Source organism: Petrotoga sp. HWHPT.55.6.3 (genome assembly GCF_002895495.1).
Classification (GTDB): Bacteria; Thermotogota; Thermotogae; order Petrotogales; family Petrotogaceae; genus Petrotoga; species Petrotoga mobilis.
Window position 1 is genome coordinate 19,747 of sequence record NZ_AZRJ01000005.1, and the last position, 18,030, is coordinate 37,776.

Genomic DNA, 18,030 nt, shown 5'->3' on the forward strand with positions numbered 1-18,030 from the left:
CTATGAGGAATGGAAACCATTCGAAAGGGGAGACAGAACATAGATGATAATACCTTTTTATCCTACCTATGAGGAATGGAAACAAGGAAAGGGGAGACAGTCAAATGATAGTGAGGAACTTTTTATCCTACCTATGAGGAATGGAAACTGCACATTTAAAACCAAATCATTACTTTTATCTTCATTCCTTTTTATCCTACCTATGAGGAATGGAAACGATATGTTTGAAAATGAGAAATATGATGAAAATTTCCTTTTTATCCTACCTATGAGGAATGGAAACTTTTTTAAAAAAAGAGGTGGTAAATGATGGAAATGGACTTTTTATCCTACCTATGAGGAATGGAAACTCTGAATTAATGTATAGATTTGGAATAAAAAGTTATACTTTTTATCCTACCTATGAGGAATGGAAACACCTTTGTATTTTCTTCTGCCATCTTTTCATTTATTGCTTTTTATCCTACCTATGAGGAATGGAAACTACTTTTGTTTAGAAAATTTGTGTTCCATATATGCCTTTTTATCCTACCTATGAGGAATGGAAACACCTATTTCCAAAAATATTCCATAAGAAATTTTCTCCTTTTTATCCTACCTATGAGGAATGGAAACCTTGCATATCTTCATAATATGATATATGTACTTTCTTCTTTTTATCCTACCTATGAGGAATGGAAACGATATGTTTGAGAATGAAAAGCATGATTGATGGAACTTTTTATCCTACCTATGAGGAATGGAAACTCATATTTTCTAAAATCAACAAGTGTTAAAATTAACCTTTTTATCCTACCTATGAGGAATGGAAACTTTTAAAGCTTTTAAAAATCGATAAAGAAATGGATAAACTTTTTATCCTACCTATGAGGAATGGAAACCCTGCCGCAACTGCCAAAACATAGCGAGCAAGTTTATGCTTTTTATCCTACCTATGAGGAATGGAAACCGATTTGTGCCTCAAGTTTCTTGATTTCCTCTTCTTTTCTTTTTATCCTACCTATGAGGAATGGAAACCTAATCAGAATATGAATGATGGGCATGCAGTGCCTTCTTTTTATCCTACCTATGAGGAATGGAAACACAGGATAATCTTTCATGTATGTAGCAATAGCACCTCTTTTTATCCTACCTATGAGGAATGGAAACTCTCTATCTTTTGTTTCCGTGGTAATGGTAAACTCCTTTTTATCCTACCTATGAGGAATGGAAACAAATCTACCAATTGAGCATTTGAAAGTTTTGGCTTCCTCACTTTTTATCCTACCTATGAGGAATGGAAACTAAAAAACGGCGAAATAAGCTATTGGTTCGACTATAACTTTTTATCCTACCTATGAGGAATGGAAACAACACAACTCAATCAGATCTTGCTTCACAAGTTTCCTTTTTATCCTACCTATGAGGAATGGAAACGACAGAAACTCAGGAAATGTTATATCGATTATTCTAAACTTTTTATCCTACCTATGAGGAATGGAAACGCTTTAATAACCCATCTGTCATTTTGGAAATTGGAACTTTTTATCCTACCTATGAGGAATGGAAACTTTAAAAAAGCAAGTATTTCACCCCCCTTTTTTTATCTTTTTATCCTACCTATGAGGAATGGAAACGCACTAAATTTGAAAGTTATTTAAACGAAGACTCAGACTTTTTATCCTACCTATGAGGAATGGAAACATAAAACAAATTATATTTATGACAATGAGACAAAAAAGCTTTTTATCCTACCTATGAGGAATGGAAACTTATGCTTGACTTATCTATTATAAAAAGCTTATCACGTCTTTTTATCCTACCTATGAGGAATGGAAACATAATATATTTTCATTTAATTTTTCCAAATTTTCTCTTTTTATCCTACCTATGAGGAATGGAAACCCAGTTTCTAGCATACCCTTTTGAAGCTTTTGTATAGCCCCTTTTTATCCTACCTATGAGGAATGGAAACTTTCAAGAAATTCATAAATTCTATCTTGGCGTGGGTCTTTTTATCCTACCTATGAGGAATGGAAACCTGTTTTCTTGTACATCCATCCCTTTGCTTTCTTCTTCTCTTTTTATCCTACCTATGAGGAATGGAAACTTTCTAAAACCGTCAATAGTGGAAATAATGAAAGCACTTTTTATCCTACCTATGAGGAATGGAAACGACGAAAAATTGAAGAAAGCAGATAAATGGAAAGATACTTTTTATCCTACCTATGAGGAATGGAAACATAAAAAATAAATTGAAATGCAATATAAAACAAAATACTTTTTATCCTACCTATGAGGAATGGAAACTTGAAGAGGTGCACGGTATACTTTTTGATAAAAGTAAACTTTTTATCCTACCTATGAGGAATGGAAACAGTTAATTGAAATAGAAGAAATTGATGGCAAGGGTAACTTTTTATCCTACCTATGAGGAATGGAAACTTTGAAAAAAGAGGTGATCATATGAAATATAGCAAGCCTTTTTATCCTACCTATGAGGAATGGAAACTTTGAAAAAAGAGGTGATCATATGAAATATAGCAAGCCTTTTTATCCTACCTATGAGGAATGGAAACGATGGTTTTTAAGCCATTCTTCAACGGCTTGCCTAATACTTTTTATCCTACCTATGAGGAATGGAAACCCGGAAACGAATACAATGCTAAACGGCGTTTCAATGAACTTTTTATCCTACCTATGAGGAATGGAAACAAACCAAAGTCAACGCCGTAAATAATTTCATCATACTTTTTATCCTACCTATGAGGAATGGAAACTAAGGAACTTCATCCTAACATTATGTAAAAATTTCTGCTTTTTATCCTACCTATGAGGAATGGAAACGAAGTTCTTTTTTTTCAGGCTGTTTCTGCTTTACAGGTTTTTTTTATCCTACCTATGAGGAATGGAAACTGATGTACAGACATTGAACAACTATGTAACCTTGACACTTTTTATCCTACCTATGAGGAATGGAAACCCTGTTGCCACTGGGTATTTTCTATAATGTACTACCCAGCTTTTTATCCTACCTATGAGGAATGGAAACAACCATTAATTTCATGATTTAATGCATGTATACCACTTTTTATCCTACCTATGAGGAATGGAAACCCCGATGGGAGCGGCACAAGTTCACTTCCCCGCTATCTTTTTATCCTACCTATGAGGAATGGAAACCAATCTAAGGTTGCAATATAAAAAAGAAGAGAATACTTTTTATCCTACCTATGAGGAATGGAAACAAGTTTTGAAATTTCCGATTTCTTTGGTTTAAAACTCTTTTTATCCTACCTATGAGGAATGGAAACAAAATTTTGATATTGACGAGTTTTTAGAAATGAAGACTTTTTATCCTACCTATGAGGAATGGAAACTTTTCATGTTTTATAACAACTTCATGATGCCAATTTCCTTTTTATCCTACCTATGAGGAATGGAAACTATAAAATCTCCTTCAAAAGAAGGTAAAACACTCACACTTTTTATCCTACCTATGAGGAATGGAAACACTGTAGTTACTTGTACCACCTTGTAAATTAGTTATACCTTTTTATCCTACCTATGAGGAATGGAAACCTATCGTTTTTATCCTCCTCCCCTTTTTGTTCTAAGCTTTTTATCCTACCTATGAGGAATGGAAACAAGGTATTGAAAAAGATAATGAAGTAACAGAGGACTTCTTTTTATCCTACCTATGAGGAATGGAAACAAAGTTGCCCACAATTCATTGCTAGCAGTTACAGTGTCTTTTTATCCTACCTATGAGGAATGGAAACATGTATTCTTCATATTCGTAGCCATCTACCGTCTGCTTTTTATCCTACCTATGAGGAATGGAAACTGGTGTTTTTAGCTCCTTTTAATGCAGAGAAAAAAACTTTTTATCCTACCTATGAGGAATGGAAACTAAAATTAATAAGGAGGTAGAAGAGAAATGAATGACTTTTTATCCTACCTATGAGGAATGGAAACATGGTAAAGGGTGCTACAAGATAGGTGGGTGTAAGCTTTTTATCCTACCTATGAGGAATGGAAGGTGGGGAAGAGGAATGGAAACTCTGACGAAATATCAACGGACGAGCACACAGCAAAGCTTTTTATCCTACCTATGAGGAATGGAAGGGGTGGAGAGGAATGGAAACGACTCAGAGGAAAGATATTTAAAGAGTGTAGGGAAGCTTTTTATCCTACCTATGAGGAATGGAAGGGGTGGAGAGGAATGGAAGATGAGGAAAGGAATGAAAACAATACTATCTCTACGCTTCCAAGTAATGCTTCCTTACTTCTAACTTTATTTTAATGAACTGAAAATAGGAAAGAAAAGATAACCTGTAAATGTGAGGCTTTTTTTCTTCCTTTTGTTCGAAAAGAAACGAAAGGGATAAAGGAATGGAAGATAAGGTTAGGGATGAAGCAGAAGCTTCGACGATTGATCACTTATATCGTCGTTTTTTTTATTCTAACAATAAAAAATTAAAACATTCTTTAAAGCATCTTTCTTGATTCTTCGCTTTTTTCTTATCCTAAGAGCAAATCCGACGATCAAATAAAGGAAAATATTCTAAATATAACCTTCGAAGAACTAAAAGCGTTATTGAAAGCTAATGCAAATTAATGAATTTTTTTAGATTTTTAGATGATATAATGGGGTTGAAAACAAATTATATGAACCATGAGGAATAAGAGGATTGTTAGGAACATTGTTAATATTTCAATAGTTAAATAACTCACTAAGAAGGGGAGCAGGATGATAATTGAAAGAGTTATACAAGAAGCACAGCCTTATTTAGAAGGAATAAAGATCAAAGATGCGGTTATAGGAATTTCACTTATTGGTTTGGAACTGAGCAATAATCATGTCGGCGTAAGTTACGTTCTACGTGAGAATTTAAAGTCAGGTTGCTCTATTTTCCCGTATGTCCAGGACATTATTGATAAAGATAGTTTAGAGATTGCCGAATGGGCTCTCACAGGTCAAGATGATCTGCAAAGGTCTATCGGCGTTGCTGTGTTGACAGCTGCTTCACGCTCCCTTCCTTTGGTTGATGTTGATACTTCTATTCATCCTTTTTCTGTTGAAGTCACTCCAGAAGATAATGTTTGCTTGATAGGTTATATTCCTCAAGTTGCGAATATGTTCAATGGTATGGTCAAAAATGTGTTTATTTTTGATCGTGGGGTCTCACAAAAAGGTGGTATTGTTGGGAAAGTACTCCCTGAGGAAGAACAAAAGGACATACTTCCAAAATGTGAAATAATATTTTTAAGTGGAACTACTGTTATAAACCACAGCTTAGAGTATCTTTTAAGTTTATGCAAAAATGCCCGAGAAATAGTTTTAATTGGGGCATCGACTCCGATGTTTCCAAATGCCTTTGTTGGAACGAGGGTAACTGTTTTAGCAGGTTCTTGGTGGGATGAAAGGGATAAAGATAAAATCTTTCGAAATATTTCACTCGCAGGGGGTATAAGCCAGATATCCAAATTTGCAATTAAAAAAAATATAAGGGTATAAAAAAATTTATGGGAAAAGGGATTTTTAGCAGATGATGAGGTGGCTGAGATGGAACGATCTTTCGTTCATGTTTATACTGGTAATGGCAAAGGCAAAACAACAGCAGCTTTAGGGCTTTCTGTTAGAGCTGCACTTGCGGGCAAAAAAGTCTTTTTTGCACAGTTTATAAAAGGTATGGAGTATAGTGAGTTGAAAGTGAGCCAATATATTGAAAACATCAAAATTCAACAATTTGGTAGAGAATGTTTTATCTACAAAAAACCTACAGAAGAAGACATAGAAGCAGCCAATAAGGGAATGGATATTTGTGAGAAGGTTTTAAAAGGTGTTGACTACGATTTGGTCGTGTTGGATGAGTTGAATATTGCCTTATACTACAAGTTGATTCCGCTGGATAGAGTTGTAAAAGCAATCAGAGAAAGAACTCCATCGATAGAGGTCGTAATAACTGGGAGATATGCCCCAGAAGAAATTATAGAAATTGCGGATCTAGTTACCGAGATGAAAGAGGTTAAACATTATTACAACCAAGGAGTTCAAGCAAGAAAAGGTATAGAGTTTTAAATAACAGGAAGAAAATAAATAACTCAAATTTCTGCGAGGTTCGATTATTTAGGTATTCAAAAAATAATTTTCTGTTTTATTTTATTAATATGTATAATAAAAAAATAATGGTATAATAATATTAACAATAATATTTTGGTTCAATTCAGACAACTTTAGAGTGTTAATCAAGCGAAGGATGCGAAAATTGGTTTAAAGTTTCTAATTTGGTTCAATAAAAAAGGAGGAGATTTTTATTTCTAATTATCCAAATTTTCACACAGTGGCTATCGAGTATATGAATGATTCAAATTTAGTACATGAGGACCATCTTCACCCTGAAGTTATTTTGTGGGTAAATTTTAGCGAAGAATCTAAGAAAGAATTTTTGGAGAAGATAAAAGAACAAGATGAAGAATTGGCTCAGGATATCAACGATCACCTATCACAATTCAAAATTGAAGAAGAAATCGTACCAGTTAACTTACCTTTAGATGTCGATACCGAAGAAGAATTTGACAATTTTTTGTACTTCTTGGGTGAATTGGCAGAGATCGCTGATTTAAAAGCATATTCAGTGATTACTGAGGTATCGTTAGCCGATGAAGAGAGCGAGAAAGAAGGTTCTGAAGATCTATACAATTTCCCTGCAATATTCAGCGAGGAAAAGGAAGGTAGCTGCTATTTAACGGTGTTCGATTGGGATTTAAAAGAAATGGAAGAGTATTCTGGTAAGTTTGAGAAAAACGAAAAAGAAATTGAAGGTTTGAGATTTCCTTTCTTTCAAAGCTAACACTATAAAAAAACCCTCTGTATACGGAAAAGAGGGTTTTATACTTGTTAAAGTTAGAATGAGGTAGAGGGGGGCATAACATTGATAAAAGCAATAAACTTAACAAAAAAATTTAAGGATTTCACTGCTGTTGATGAAATCAATTTAAACGTGAATGCTGGGGAAATTTATGGTTTTCTTGGTCCGAACGGTGCAGGGAAAACTACAACGATAAGGATGCTCACAGGAACATTAAAACCAACCTCTGGTCAAATTTTCATAATGGATAAAGATTACAATAATTACGAAATGGAGATAAAAAGAGAAATTGGGGTTGTGCCTGATGAACCAAAAATGTATGAGAACCTCAAAGGTAGTGAGTATATAGAGTTTGTAATGAACGTATACAAATTAAATTCAAACGAAATTCATTCTCGATTCAACGAAATATGTGATGCCTTTGGGATAGATTACCTCAATGATTACATAGGTGATTATTCTCATGGTATGAAACAAAAATTAATGGTTGCCTCAGTTTTGATGAGAAAACCAAAGGTAATTTTTTTGGATGAGCCAACCGTAGGTTTGGATGCCCGAGCAGCGAGGATACTCAAAGAACTTTTACAAAAATACAAGAGCGAAGGCTCCGCGATATTCTTTACGACACATATCCTTGAAATAGCAGAAAAGATGTGTGACAGAATAGGGATCATCGATCACGGTAGGATCCTTGCAGAAGGTAATTTGGAAGAATTGAGATCTCTCTCTAAACTAGGAAATAGGAGTTTAGAGGACATTTTCTTGGAATTAACAGGGGGTAGTGAAGTAAAAGAAATAATCGACGAACTTTAGAGGGGAGGTTCTGAGACAATAATGAATGAATTAAAATTGTTGTTAAAATACTCCTATAAAAACAAATCTCGACCAACAAAAAATAAAAAAGGGATAGAAAGAGGTTCAGGTATGCTCTCCAGTGTAATGAGCTATCTGATAGTCCCAATAATTTTTTTAGCTGTTATTATTCCAACGATGCTTGCAGCAACAGGTTCTTTTAATTTAAATATTCCGTTGAATCAAATGGGTTTGGAGTCTAATTATACTTTGCTAGAACTAATGTTTGCGCCTTCCTTTTTACTTGTAAGTGCGATTTTTGTTTTACAATTTTCCCCATTAATTGTAACTACACTTTTCGATAACGATATGATGGACAACCTTTTGACCATGCCTATTAAAAGATCAACACTCTTTTTCTCTTCTACCATAGATAGTTTAATTATGTCTGGGATAGGAAGTGGGGCTTTCTTATCAATTGTTATTTCGTATATGATTTTAAAAGGTTCAAATGTAATTCTATCTATCTTGGGTATTATAGGTTTTTTTCTTTTTTTGATATCTATATCGATTGTAATAGGATTAATTATGTCTTTCTTTGTTGGTAAAACATCTGCAAAAAGAATTGCCCAATTAACTTATTTCATAGGCATTATCTTTATGGTCTTAATACCGCAATTTCTCCCCAGGATGATGACTAACGATCCACAAAACCTTGTGGAAGGGATGGGGAACTCCCTTAAAGTATTTATGAGTCCTTTTTGGCCACATGCTCAATTCATCAACGCTATAAACGGCAGTATCTTTTCTCTTATATTCATCTACGGTCTCTCGATATTGTTATTTTACTTCGTATATAGATATTCGAACAATCTTGATTTCTCAACCTCTAGGAAAAAATCAAAGGTTAAAAAAATTGAAAAATTTAAAACCAAACGTCTACCTCTTTTTGAAAAAGATAGGAAACTCCTTTTTAGAAATTCCCAATTGATTTTTATGATGATTTATCCGGTAGTATTGCCGTTCATATTCTTTTTCACAGGTATGCAAGATTTATCTTACATAGCGATGTTTTTTGTGTTGATAGCCGCAGACTATTCAGCTATGATTTCTGCATATATGTTGACTGAAGAAATAAAAATCTGGCCCGTTCCAAAGTTATTTCCTTTCAAAACAAGAACTATGGTGAACTCAAAAATAATGATTTCTACAGGGCTTTATACAATTGAGTTCATCGCTCTTATAATAGTTTTCTCCATTGTGCTAAAATTTAAATTATTTGATTTGACACTTATAATTCCTACTGTCATATTATTGTACTATTCATCACTGTTAGGAACAAGAATCTTTCTCAGTGATCCCAAAAGAGATATATCCCAAATGAACAAGGTTTTCAAAGGTAAAGAAGTATTGGTTATAGAATTGATAACAATGGGGTACGCTGCGGCTATTTTTGGCTTGCTATTTTTTTATGACCTAATGCTTGCACAAGGTCCGCTTTGGATCTTTAAAAATATCAGCATGCAACTCACTTCTCTAATAATACTCGGAACGGTAGCGGTGCTATTGTTTGTAATTATAAGATCTATTGGAAAAGAACAAAGAAAGATAAATCAATACATAGAAGCAATGGAATAACATTCTGTTGGTAAATCTAAAAATTGTATTGAATTTCCGTGATACTTTAATAAGCCCTCTATGCTAATTTTTTAGAGGGTTTTTCTTATATTTTCAAAATTTGTGCTATCATATATTTTAGAAGGGTTTTCCTTCTGGGTGGGATGCAGGGTAAAAGGGCAAAAGATTCTTTTCCTCATGGGTGGGAAGTGGGATGAAAGGGTAAAGAATTTTTTCCTTATGGGTGGGCTGCGGGGCGAAGGGGTGCTATATAAGAGCTTTTTAAGACAGCAATTAAAAAAGGGGGAACAACAATGGCAGAAAATAAACAATTGAAAGTTACTATTTTATACGATAATACAGTATATGACAAAGATCTCCAAGCTAATTGGGGATTTTCTGCTTTGATTGAAGTAGAAAAAGCACCTAAGATACTTTTTGATACCGGTGGAAGTGGAGATATTCTGTTAAGTAACATGGAAAAACTAGGATTTGATCCATCAACAATAGACGAGGTTTTTATATCTCACAACCACTATGATCATGTGGGCGGTTTGTCGGGTTTTCTCTCAAAAAACCCCGATGTAACGGTTTACGTTCCTCCATCTTTTAGGGGAGTGAAAAATGCAAAAGAAGTTGTTACCATAAAAGATCCAACCGAAATACATGAAGGTATTTATTCCACTGGAGAATTAGAAGGGATAGAACAATCTCTTTGTGTAAAAACTGAAAAAGGAATAATAGTAATAGTTGGATGCTCTCATCCAAAGATGGAAAACATATTAAAAACTGCTTCAACATTTGGAGAAGTGTACGGAATAATTGGAGGTTTACACGGAACACCTGCAGAATCTTTGAAAGGTTTAAAACTAATTTGTGCAACACATTGTACCCAACACAAAGAAGATATTAAAAGGCTTTTTCCAGAAGCCTATATAGAAGGAGGCGCTGGAAAGGTTATTGAAATTTAAGAATACTATAGAAAGTAAAATATCAAAACTTCTTATACGAGGGGGATGAGGTATGGAAAAGTCTGTAAAAATAAGCAGAAACATGTTTATAACCTCAGCATTAGTTATTTTTTCTATTATGATGATCTCAGGGGTATTAACAATTTTATTGCCTGCGGGGGAGTATGAAAGAGAGTTTATAGACGGAAGAACCGTCATCGTAGAAGATTCCTACCAGACAATAGAAAAACCAAATTATCCCTTTTGGCGATGGTTTACCGCTCCAATCGAAGTATTATGGAGCTCTGATGCACCCCTTATAATCACTATTATTGTGTTTATATTGGTAGTTTCTGGTTCAATCTATATTTTGAATAAAAATCATGTCATCGAATACATCATTAATAAAATTGTTAAAAGGTATAGCAAACAAAAAAATGTTCTATTAGCTTTGATGATTTTAGTTTTTATGCTTTTAGGTGCTTTGATGGGAATTTTTGAAGAGATTGTTCCTTTAATACCGATTGTAATAATGTTTTCAATATCGTTGGGTTGGGATGACCTAACAGGTTTGGGAATGAGTTTACTCGCAGCAGGATTTGGCTTTTCTGCAGCAATAGCGAATCCGTTCAGTTTAGGAGTAGCACAAAGAATAGCTGAAATCCCACTTTTTTCGGGAATAGGACTCAGAATAATTATTTTTATCACTACTTACCTACTTTTATTCTTTTTTTTGAGAAATTATGCTAAAAAACACCAAAAAGAGGTTGTTGATCAGCAAATAGAAACCATCGATTATGATGTAAACACTTCAAAAGCTTCTAAAATTTTAATAACAATAATTTCCATATTGTTTGTACTGATTTTAATTTCTGGTTTTACCGGATTTATGAGTGGCCTTATGTTGCCCGTTGTTGGTGTGTTATTCATGGTAGGAGGTTTTTTATCGGGTTTGGTTGTTGAAAAAAGTATTTCTAAAGTATTCAAAGATTTTTTAATAGGGATGAGCAATCTGTTGCCTGGAGTCATATTGATTCTCATGGCTATGTCGGTAAAACTGATAATTACCAATGGAAAAATCTTAGATACAATATTGTACAACGCATCTATTGTAATATCTGAATCAGGAACTGTCGCTGCAACTTTTTTAATTTATTTGCTTTTTTTTATTATGAATCTATTCATAGGTTCAGCTTCAGCAAAAGCATTTTTGACTATGCCAATTATAGTGCCTTTGGCAGATTTGGTTGGAATCACGAGACAAACCGCTGTACAAGCTTTCGTTTTTGGAGATGGGTTTAGTAATTTGTTGTATCCAACTAACGCAGTGTTGTTAATCTCGTTGGGAATTGCTGGAGTTAGTTATTTTAAATGGTTCAAATTCATTTGGAAGATTCAGCTTGCTGTGTTTTTTCTTTCTTTGCTATATTTGTATATTGCAGTAAAAATAGGATACGGTCCTATATAACAGGAGATAGAGAGATGTATGATTATTCCTATAATTATGATGAATGTAGAAAAAATTTTTTCACCTTTGAAAATGAGCTAAAGAAATATTATTCTACAGTTTCTAATGATTCCTATTCAATTGAAGAGGACAGTTATATTGATAGTTTTTTATGTCAGAACGAAGGTAACAGAAAGTTATTTCTTATTACAACAGGCGAGCATGGAATAGAAGGATACGCAGGTAATGTGTTCATTCAGATATTCGTCAAAGAGTTTTTACATCGAATAAAAAATCAAGAGATTTCGTTGTTTCTCATTCATTCCTTGAACCCATGGGGGATGAGGCATAAAAGAAGAGTAAATGAAAACAACGTTGATTTAAATAGAAATTTTCTTTATCAAAACGAGGAACTAAACAACGAGTCATATGAAAAAATGCAAAGGTATTTCACTAAAAAAAGGCCGGTTGGTGTTTTAGATTCAAGTTTAATAGTGGGATTTTTTGAATTGTTACCTTATTTATTAAAATTAGGCACAAAAGGGGTAAAAGAGGCTCTAACCAAAGGTCAATATGTTGATAATAAATCTATTTATTATGGCGGAAAGGAAGAAGAGAAATCAACTAAGTATATAAAAAAAATATACGAAAAAGTTTTTAACACCTACAACTTTATCCTTCACTTAGATATCCACACAGGAGCAGGTCCAAAAGATAAATTGTTGATTGTTAATTCTGCCTTTGACAAAGAAGATTGCAATACCAGAGAAAAGCAGTTTAATTACTCTCCTATTACACAAGCAAAAAAAGAAACTTTTTACAGTATAAATGGAGATATGATAGATTATATACACAAAAAATATCAAAGTACTTCCAATTTCTATTCTACGTGCTTGGAATTCGGTACATATGGCGACGGATTAATGGGCCAATTGAAAAGTATAAAAAGTTTGGTTTTAGAGAATCAAGCATGTTGGTATGGTGCAAAAAGTATGCGAGTAAGATCGAAAGTTGATAAATTAGTTAGAGAGATGTTCTTTCCAGAGCGTAAAGATTGGCGAAGTTCTTTTGAAGAAGATACTAAAAAGGCATTGAATGGAATATTAACATATTTTGAATTATTAAAGTAGAAAATAAAAGTATACTATAACCTTGAGTTATGTTTTTCATACCATGTAAACTTAAAAAATTGGAGGGATACAATTTTGAAAATAAGTATAATAGGAACGGGAAGAGTGGGTTCAAGTACCGCTTTTGCTTTAATAAACGCAGCGGTTGCTGACGAGATCGTTCTTTACGACCTCAACAAAGAAATGGCTGAAGGTGAAGCATTGGATTTATTACATGCTACAACTTTTCACAAAAGAATGATCATAAGGGCAGGAGAGTATAGTGATATAGAAGGAAGCGATATAGTAATAATTACAGCAGGAGCTGCTCAAAAGCCTGGTGAAACAAGGTTAGATTTGACAATAAAAAATGCTAAAATAATAAAAGGCATTTCAGAAAACATAAAAAAATATGCTCCAAATACGTTGATAATAAACATTACTAACCCTGTTGATGTTATGAGCTATGTTGTGTGGAAAGTAACTGGTTTTGAATCTAATAGGGTAATTGGAACTGGAACAATATTGGACACCGCAAGATTAAGAGCCTTAATAGGGAAAAATTGTGGAGTTTCCCCAATGAGTGTACACGCTTATATAATAGGCGAACATGGTGATTCGGAGTTGGCAGCGTGGAGTTCGGCAATGATTGGAGGTGTTCCAATTAAAGGTTTTTGCCGTAATTGCCCGTACAAAGATAATTGTAATAAAGATCTGAGTAAGATTTTTGAAGATGTAAAAAATTCTGCTTACACTATAATAAGCAAAAAAGGTGCAACTAATTATGGAATAGCTTCAGCAACAACTGCACTGGTAGAATCGATAATTAAGAATGAAGGTAGGGTATATACCCCTTCTGTGTTGTTGGACGATATCTACATAGGATATCCAGCGGTTATAAACAAAGACGGGGTGGAACGAACTATCGATATAACTTTGAATGATGAAGAAACAGAAAAGTTTGAAAGTTCAAAAAGCATAATAAAAGAGTATCTCGAATCAATCAAAAACTTACTTTAAGGGGGAGAGCAACTATGAAAAAATTTTTAAGTATATTTTTATTGCTTATACTGTTTTCTATAACCCTCTATTCAATCGAATATGTAACCCTATCATCAGAATTAACAGAAAACTTAGGTGGAAGAATAAGTATTCCCTTTTTTTACGGTACAAAGGATGCACCAAGTGCTTTTCTTTTAAATAGTTACTTAGCAAAAGATGTTGAAGATTTCTTAAGTGAATATCTCGATCAACTTTATGGTCTTAAAAATAGTATAGACGAATCTGAGGAACCATACGTTCAAGTAGTTATAGAATCAGAAATAGGATTTGTTTCAGACAGTTTTGTGAGCTTTTACACTGATTATTTTTCTTATGTTTATCACCAGGCTCATCCAATGACTACAAGAGAAACGTACAATTATGATCTAACTCTCAGTAAATTCCTCAATCTATACGATTTCTTAGATTTATACAGTGAAGACACAGGCGAATCTTTTCGAATAATCAAAGAAAGCATAATCGAAGAAATAAATGCAGACCCTAAAATTTATTTTAATGTTGATGAAACTTTAGACACGATAGGGTATGATCGAGATTATTATATTACAAATGAAGATTTTGTTGTAATCTATCAACTTTACGAAATTGCTCCATATTCATCCGGTATAAGAGAGTTCAAAATACCTCTTAAAGAATTGGGCATAGAAATTCAATAAATGAAGGGGCGCTAATAAAGACTAAGCACAGCGTAGAAAAAAGTTCATCTTTCAAAAATAATTAATGGAGGTAAAATAACAACATGGATGTAATAGAAATAATCAAACAAAGAAGATGTATAAGAAAGTTCAAGCAAGACCCCATCGATGATGAAATATTGAAAGAGTTAGTAGATTGTGCAAGGTTAGCACCTTGCGCTTCAAATAAACAACCACTAGAATTTATCGTTGTAAAAGATAAAGAAACTTGCGAGAAAGTCTTTGAAAATTTAGGGTGGGCTAGCTACATATCCCCAAAAGGGACTCCTAAAGAAGGAGAAAAGCCAACTGCATATATTTTTATTTTAGTCAACAAACAAAGAGCTACGAAGTGGATTGGTCACGATATAGGAGCTGCCTTTGAAAATATCTTGTTAGCTGCATGGTCAAAAGGTATAGGTGGATGCCCAATCGTAACTATCAACAGGAAAAATGTAAGAGAAATCCTAAACGTCCCTGATGACTATGAGATCGATACAGTAATTCCCTTAGGTTATAAAGGGCACGACTCTTTTGCAGAAGATAACGATGAGAAGGTTGAATATTATATGGACGAGAATGGCAATTTCCACGTTCCAAAAAGGCCTCTTGAAAGGGTTATTCATTTTGATAAATTTTGATTATAATTATTGATTCGGTAGATAGGAGGACAACAAATGGCTCAAAATAACCTTGATACCAAAACTTTAGAAAACTGGCTTTGGGAAGCAGCTTGTAAAATAAGAGGACCTATAGATGCCCCCAAATACAAGGATTATATCTTACCTTTGATATTTTTAAAAAGACTTTCTGACGTATTCGAAGACGAATTGAACGAGTTATCAGAAAAGTTTGGTTCACTTGAGACAGCAGAAGAATTTAGCAGGATTGATCCAGGGTTAGTTCGTTTTTATTTGCCACCAGAAGCGAGATGGTCTGAAGTTGCTAAAAAAACTACAAATGTCGGAGAATATTTAACTGACGCTGTAAGAACAATTGCAAGATACAATCCCAAACTTCAAGGTGTAATAGATATTGTAGATTTCAACGCAACTGCAGGTGGTCAAAGAATTATAAGTGATGATGTGTTGGTAGCATTAATTGATGTTTTAGGAAGACATCGTCTTGGCTTGAAAGATGTTGATCCAGATATTTTAGGTCGAGCATACGAATATTTGCTGAGAAAATTTGCCGAAGGTTCTGGGCAAAGTGCAGGTGAGTTTTACACCCCTGGTGAGGTAGCGATTTTGATGTCAAATATCTTAGACCCAAAACCTGGGGACGAAGTCTATGATCCTTGTTGTGGATCTGGGGGTTTGCTGATTAAAACTCATTTGAGATTTAAAGAAAAATACGGAGAAGACAGAACTAAAGAACCACTTAAATTCTATGGGCAAGAAATCTTGCATTCAACGTATGCAATGGCAAAAATGAATATCTTTATACACGACATGGAAGCACAAATTGCCCTTGGTGATACGATGAATAGACCTGCGTTTACAACTTCAGAAGGACCGCTCAAGAAATTCGATTTAGTAACTGCAAATCCCATGTGGAATCAAACATTCTCACAATCTGTTTATGAAAACGATCCTTACAATAGATTCATTTTTGGATACCCTCCATCGAACAGTGCGGACTGGGGATGGATTCAGCATATGTTTGCTTCATTGAAAAATGATGGTAAGATGGCTCTAGTAATTGATACAGGTGCTGTATCAAGGGGTAGTGGAAATGTGGGAAAAAATAGAGAAAGAGATATAAGAAAAGAATTTGTTGAAAAAGATCTTGTTGAATCCGTTTTATTACTTCCAGAGAATTTGTTCTATAACACTTCAGCACCAGGGGTTATCATAGTGATTAATAAGTCAAAACCAGCACAAAGGCAAGGCCAGATACTTCTCATAAACGCATCAAAGCTCTATGAAAAAGGAAGACCTAAGAACTTCTTGGCTGATGAGAGTGTTGAAAGGATAGCAGAGATCTATCTCAACTGGAAAGAAGAAGAGGGAATAAGTAAAATTATTTCTAAAGAAGAAGCCGCGAAAAATGATTATAATTTAAGCCCCTCCCGTTATGTTGCTCAAAATGGTGAAGACGAAACACTGCCTTTGGAGGATGCTGTTGTGCAGTTAAAAGAGGCAGAAGAAGAAAGAAAAGAAGCCGATGAAAAGTTAGAGGTCATTTTAAAAGAGATGGGATTATGGAATTAGATCTTAACCAGAAAGAAGAATACAAAGAGACAGAACTCGGCTTGTTGCCAAATGATTGGGAAGTTGTGAGGTTAGGGGATGTTGTTCAAAAAATGAAGGCTGGAGGAACACCAAAGAGAGGAATAAAAGAATATTGGAATGGAGAAATACCTTTTGCGTTAATTGAAGATATAACTTCTTGTGGATTATATTTGTCAAAAACAAAAAATACAATCACAGAAGAAGGGTTAAAGAATTCTAATGCCTGGATAGTACCTGAGAACTCGCTTTTGTTAAGCATGTATGCAACAATTGGAGAAACAGCAATAAATACTATTCCATTAGCGACTAATCAAGCGATACTAGCAATAATTCCAAAGGGTAATTTTGATAAAGTTTTTGGGGCTTATCTTCTTAAATTTAATGCTGAAAGGTTGAAAATGCAAAATATTCAAAGTACACAAAAAAATGTAAATAAGGGTATAGTTGAGAGTTTCAAAATCCCCGTCCCTCCGCTCTCTGAACAAAAAAAGATTGCCTATGTCCTCTCTATAGTACAAGAGGCAAAGGAGAAGACGGAGGATGTTATAAAAGCAACGAAAGAGCTCAAAAAGTCTATGATGAAATACCTCTTTACTTATGGACCTGTAAATTTGGAAGAAGCTGAAAAGGTAACACTCAAAGAAACGGAGATTGGCTTGATTCCTGAAGAGTGGAATGTTGTGAGACTTGAGGATGTCGTTGAGATTCATGACAAAAAAAGAATTCCTTTAAATTCTACCGAGCGGAGCAAAATGAAAGGTAACTATCCATATTGCGGAGCTAATGGCATTATAGATTATGTTAATGATTATATATTTGATGGTGAATTTGTTCTATTAGCTGAAGATGGGGGTTTTTGGAGAAAATTTGAAAATAGTGCCTATTTAATGAAAGGAAAGTTTTGGGTTAATAATCATGCTCATATAATTAGGGCTATAGAAAGTAATTCAGTTAATAGATTTTTACTTTATTGGCTTATTTTTGATGATATTGAAAAATCCACTTCTGGAACAACTAGAAAGAAATTAAATCAAAATGTTATGAAGAATATTTTAATTCCACTTCCACCTCTCCCCATCCAGCAAAAGATCGCTTCAATTCTCTCAGCGATCGATCAAAAAATTGAGGCGGAAGAAAACAAGAAAAAAGCCCTTGAAGATCTCTTTAAATCTCTTTTGCATAATCTTATGACCGCAAAAATAAGAGTAAATCATTTGGAGAATGTTTTCAATGAAGAAAAAAGAATTTTTTGATTACTTTTGCCAAAAGCAAAGAGAAAATATTATTAATT

General features: G+C 34.0%; 13 protein-coding genes and 1 CRISPR repeat array (1 of these 14 only partly in view). All 13 genes read left to right on the forward strand.

Annotated features, from left to right (window positions below):
• A CRISPR array of direct repeats spans positions 1–4,193; the repeat unit is 30 nt; unit sequence CTTTTTATCCTACCTATGAGGAATGGAAAC (it extends 280 nt beyond the left edge of the window).
• A 539-nt stretch (positions 4,194–4,732) separates the two neighbouring features.
• The 13 genes from X926_RS01595 (at position 4,733) to X926_RS10215 (ending at position 17,992) form a co-directional block, all read left to right on the forward strand.
• Complete coding sequence (locus tag X926_RS01595) at positions 4,733–5,500, forward strand: DUF364 domain-containing protein (RefSeq protein WP_103064723.1); 768 nt, start codon at positions 4,733–4,735, stop codon at positions 5,498–5,500.
• 48 nt (positions 5,501–5,548) lie between these two features.
• Positions 5,549–6,064 (forward strand): cob(I)yrinic acid a,c-diamide adenosyltransferase, encoded by a 516-nt coding sequence (cobO, locus tag X926_RS01600; RefSeq protein ID WP_103064724.1) that lies wholly within the window; start codon positions 5,549–5,551, stop codon positions 6,062–6,064.
• Between the two features lie 277 nt (positions 6,065–6,341).
• Complete coding sequence (locus X926_RS01605; RefSeq protein ID WP_123821371.1) at positions 6,342–6,836, forward strand: hypothetical protein; 495 nt, start codon at positions 6,342–6,344, stop codon at positions 6,834–6,836.
• Between the two features lie 81 nt (positions 6,837–6,917).
• Positions 6,918–7,667, forward strand: coding sequence for an ABC transporter ATP-binding protein (locus tag X926_RS01610; protein ID WP_103064726.1), 750 nt, complete (start codon positions 6,918–6,920; stop codon positions 7,665–7,667).
• Between the two features lie 21 nt (positions 7,668–7,688).
• Positions 7,689–9,284, forward strand: coding sequence for a hypothetical protein (locus tag X926_RS01615; protein WP_103064727.1), 1,596 nt, complete (start codon positions 7,689–7,691; stop codon positions 9,282–9,284).
• A 293-nt stretch (positions 9,285–9,577) separates the two neighbouring features.
• Positions 9,578–10,234, forward strand: coding sequence for an MBL fold metallo-hydrolase (locus tag X926_RS01620; RefSeq protein ID WP_103064728.1), 657 nt, complete (start codon positions 9,578–9,580; stop codon positions 10,232–10,234).
• A gap of 52 nt (positions 10,235–10,286) precedes the next feature.
• Positions 10,287–11,681, forward strand: coding sequence for a YfcC family protein (locus X926_RS01625; protein ID WP_103064729.1), 1,395 nt, complete (start codon positions 10,287–10,289; stop codon positions 11,679–11,681).
• A gap of 14 nt (positions 11,682–11,695) precedes the next feature.
• Positions 11,696–12,790 (forward strand): M14 family metallopeptidase, encoded by a 1,095-nt coding sequence (locus X926_RS01630; protein ID WP_158245171.1) that lies wholly within the window; start codon positions 11,696–11,698, stop codon positions 12,788–12,790.
• A 75-nt stretch (positions 12,791–12,865) separates the two neighbouring features.
• Positions 12,866–13,789 carry an L-lactate dehydrogenase gene (locus tag X926_RS01635; RefSeq protein ID WP_103064730.1) on the forward strand — a complete coding sequence of 308 codons (924 nt, stop codon included), beginning with the start codon at positions 12,866–12,868 and terminating at the stop codon, positions 13,787–13,789.
• Between the two features lie 14 nt (positions 13,790–13,803).
• Complete coding sequence (locus X926_RS01640; RefSeq protein WP_103064731.1) at positions 13,804–14,487, forward strand: RsiV family protein; 684 nt, start codon at positions 13,804–13,806, stop codon at positions 14,485–14,487.
• Between the two features lie 83 nt (positions 14,488–14,570).
• On the forward strand, positions 14,571–15,146 hold the full coding sequence (locus tag X926_RS01645; protein ID WP_103064732.1) for a nitroreductase family protein: 576 nt from the start codon (positions 14,571–14,573) through the stop codon (positions 15,144–15,146).
• Between the two features lie 36 nt (positions 15,147–15,182).
• Positions 15,183–16,718 (forward strand): class I SAM-dependent DNA methyltransferase, encoded by a 1,536-nt coding sequence (locus tag X926_RS01650; RefSeq protein WP_103064733.1) that lies wholly within the window; start codon positions 15,183–15,185, stop codon positions 16,716–16,718.
• Positions 16,709–17,992, forward strand: coding sequence for a restriction endonuclease subunit S (locus X926_RS10215; protein ID WP_199171154.1), 1,284 nt, complete (start codon positions 16,709–16,711; stop codon positions 17,990–17,992). The genes X926_RS01650 and X926_RS10215 overlap by 10 nt, the downstream gene beginning before the upstream one ends.
• Positions 17,993–18,030 lie beyond the last annotated feature (38 nt).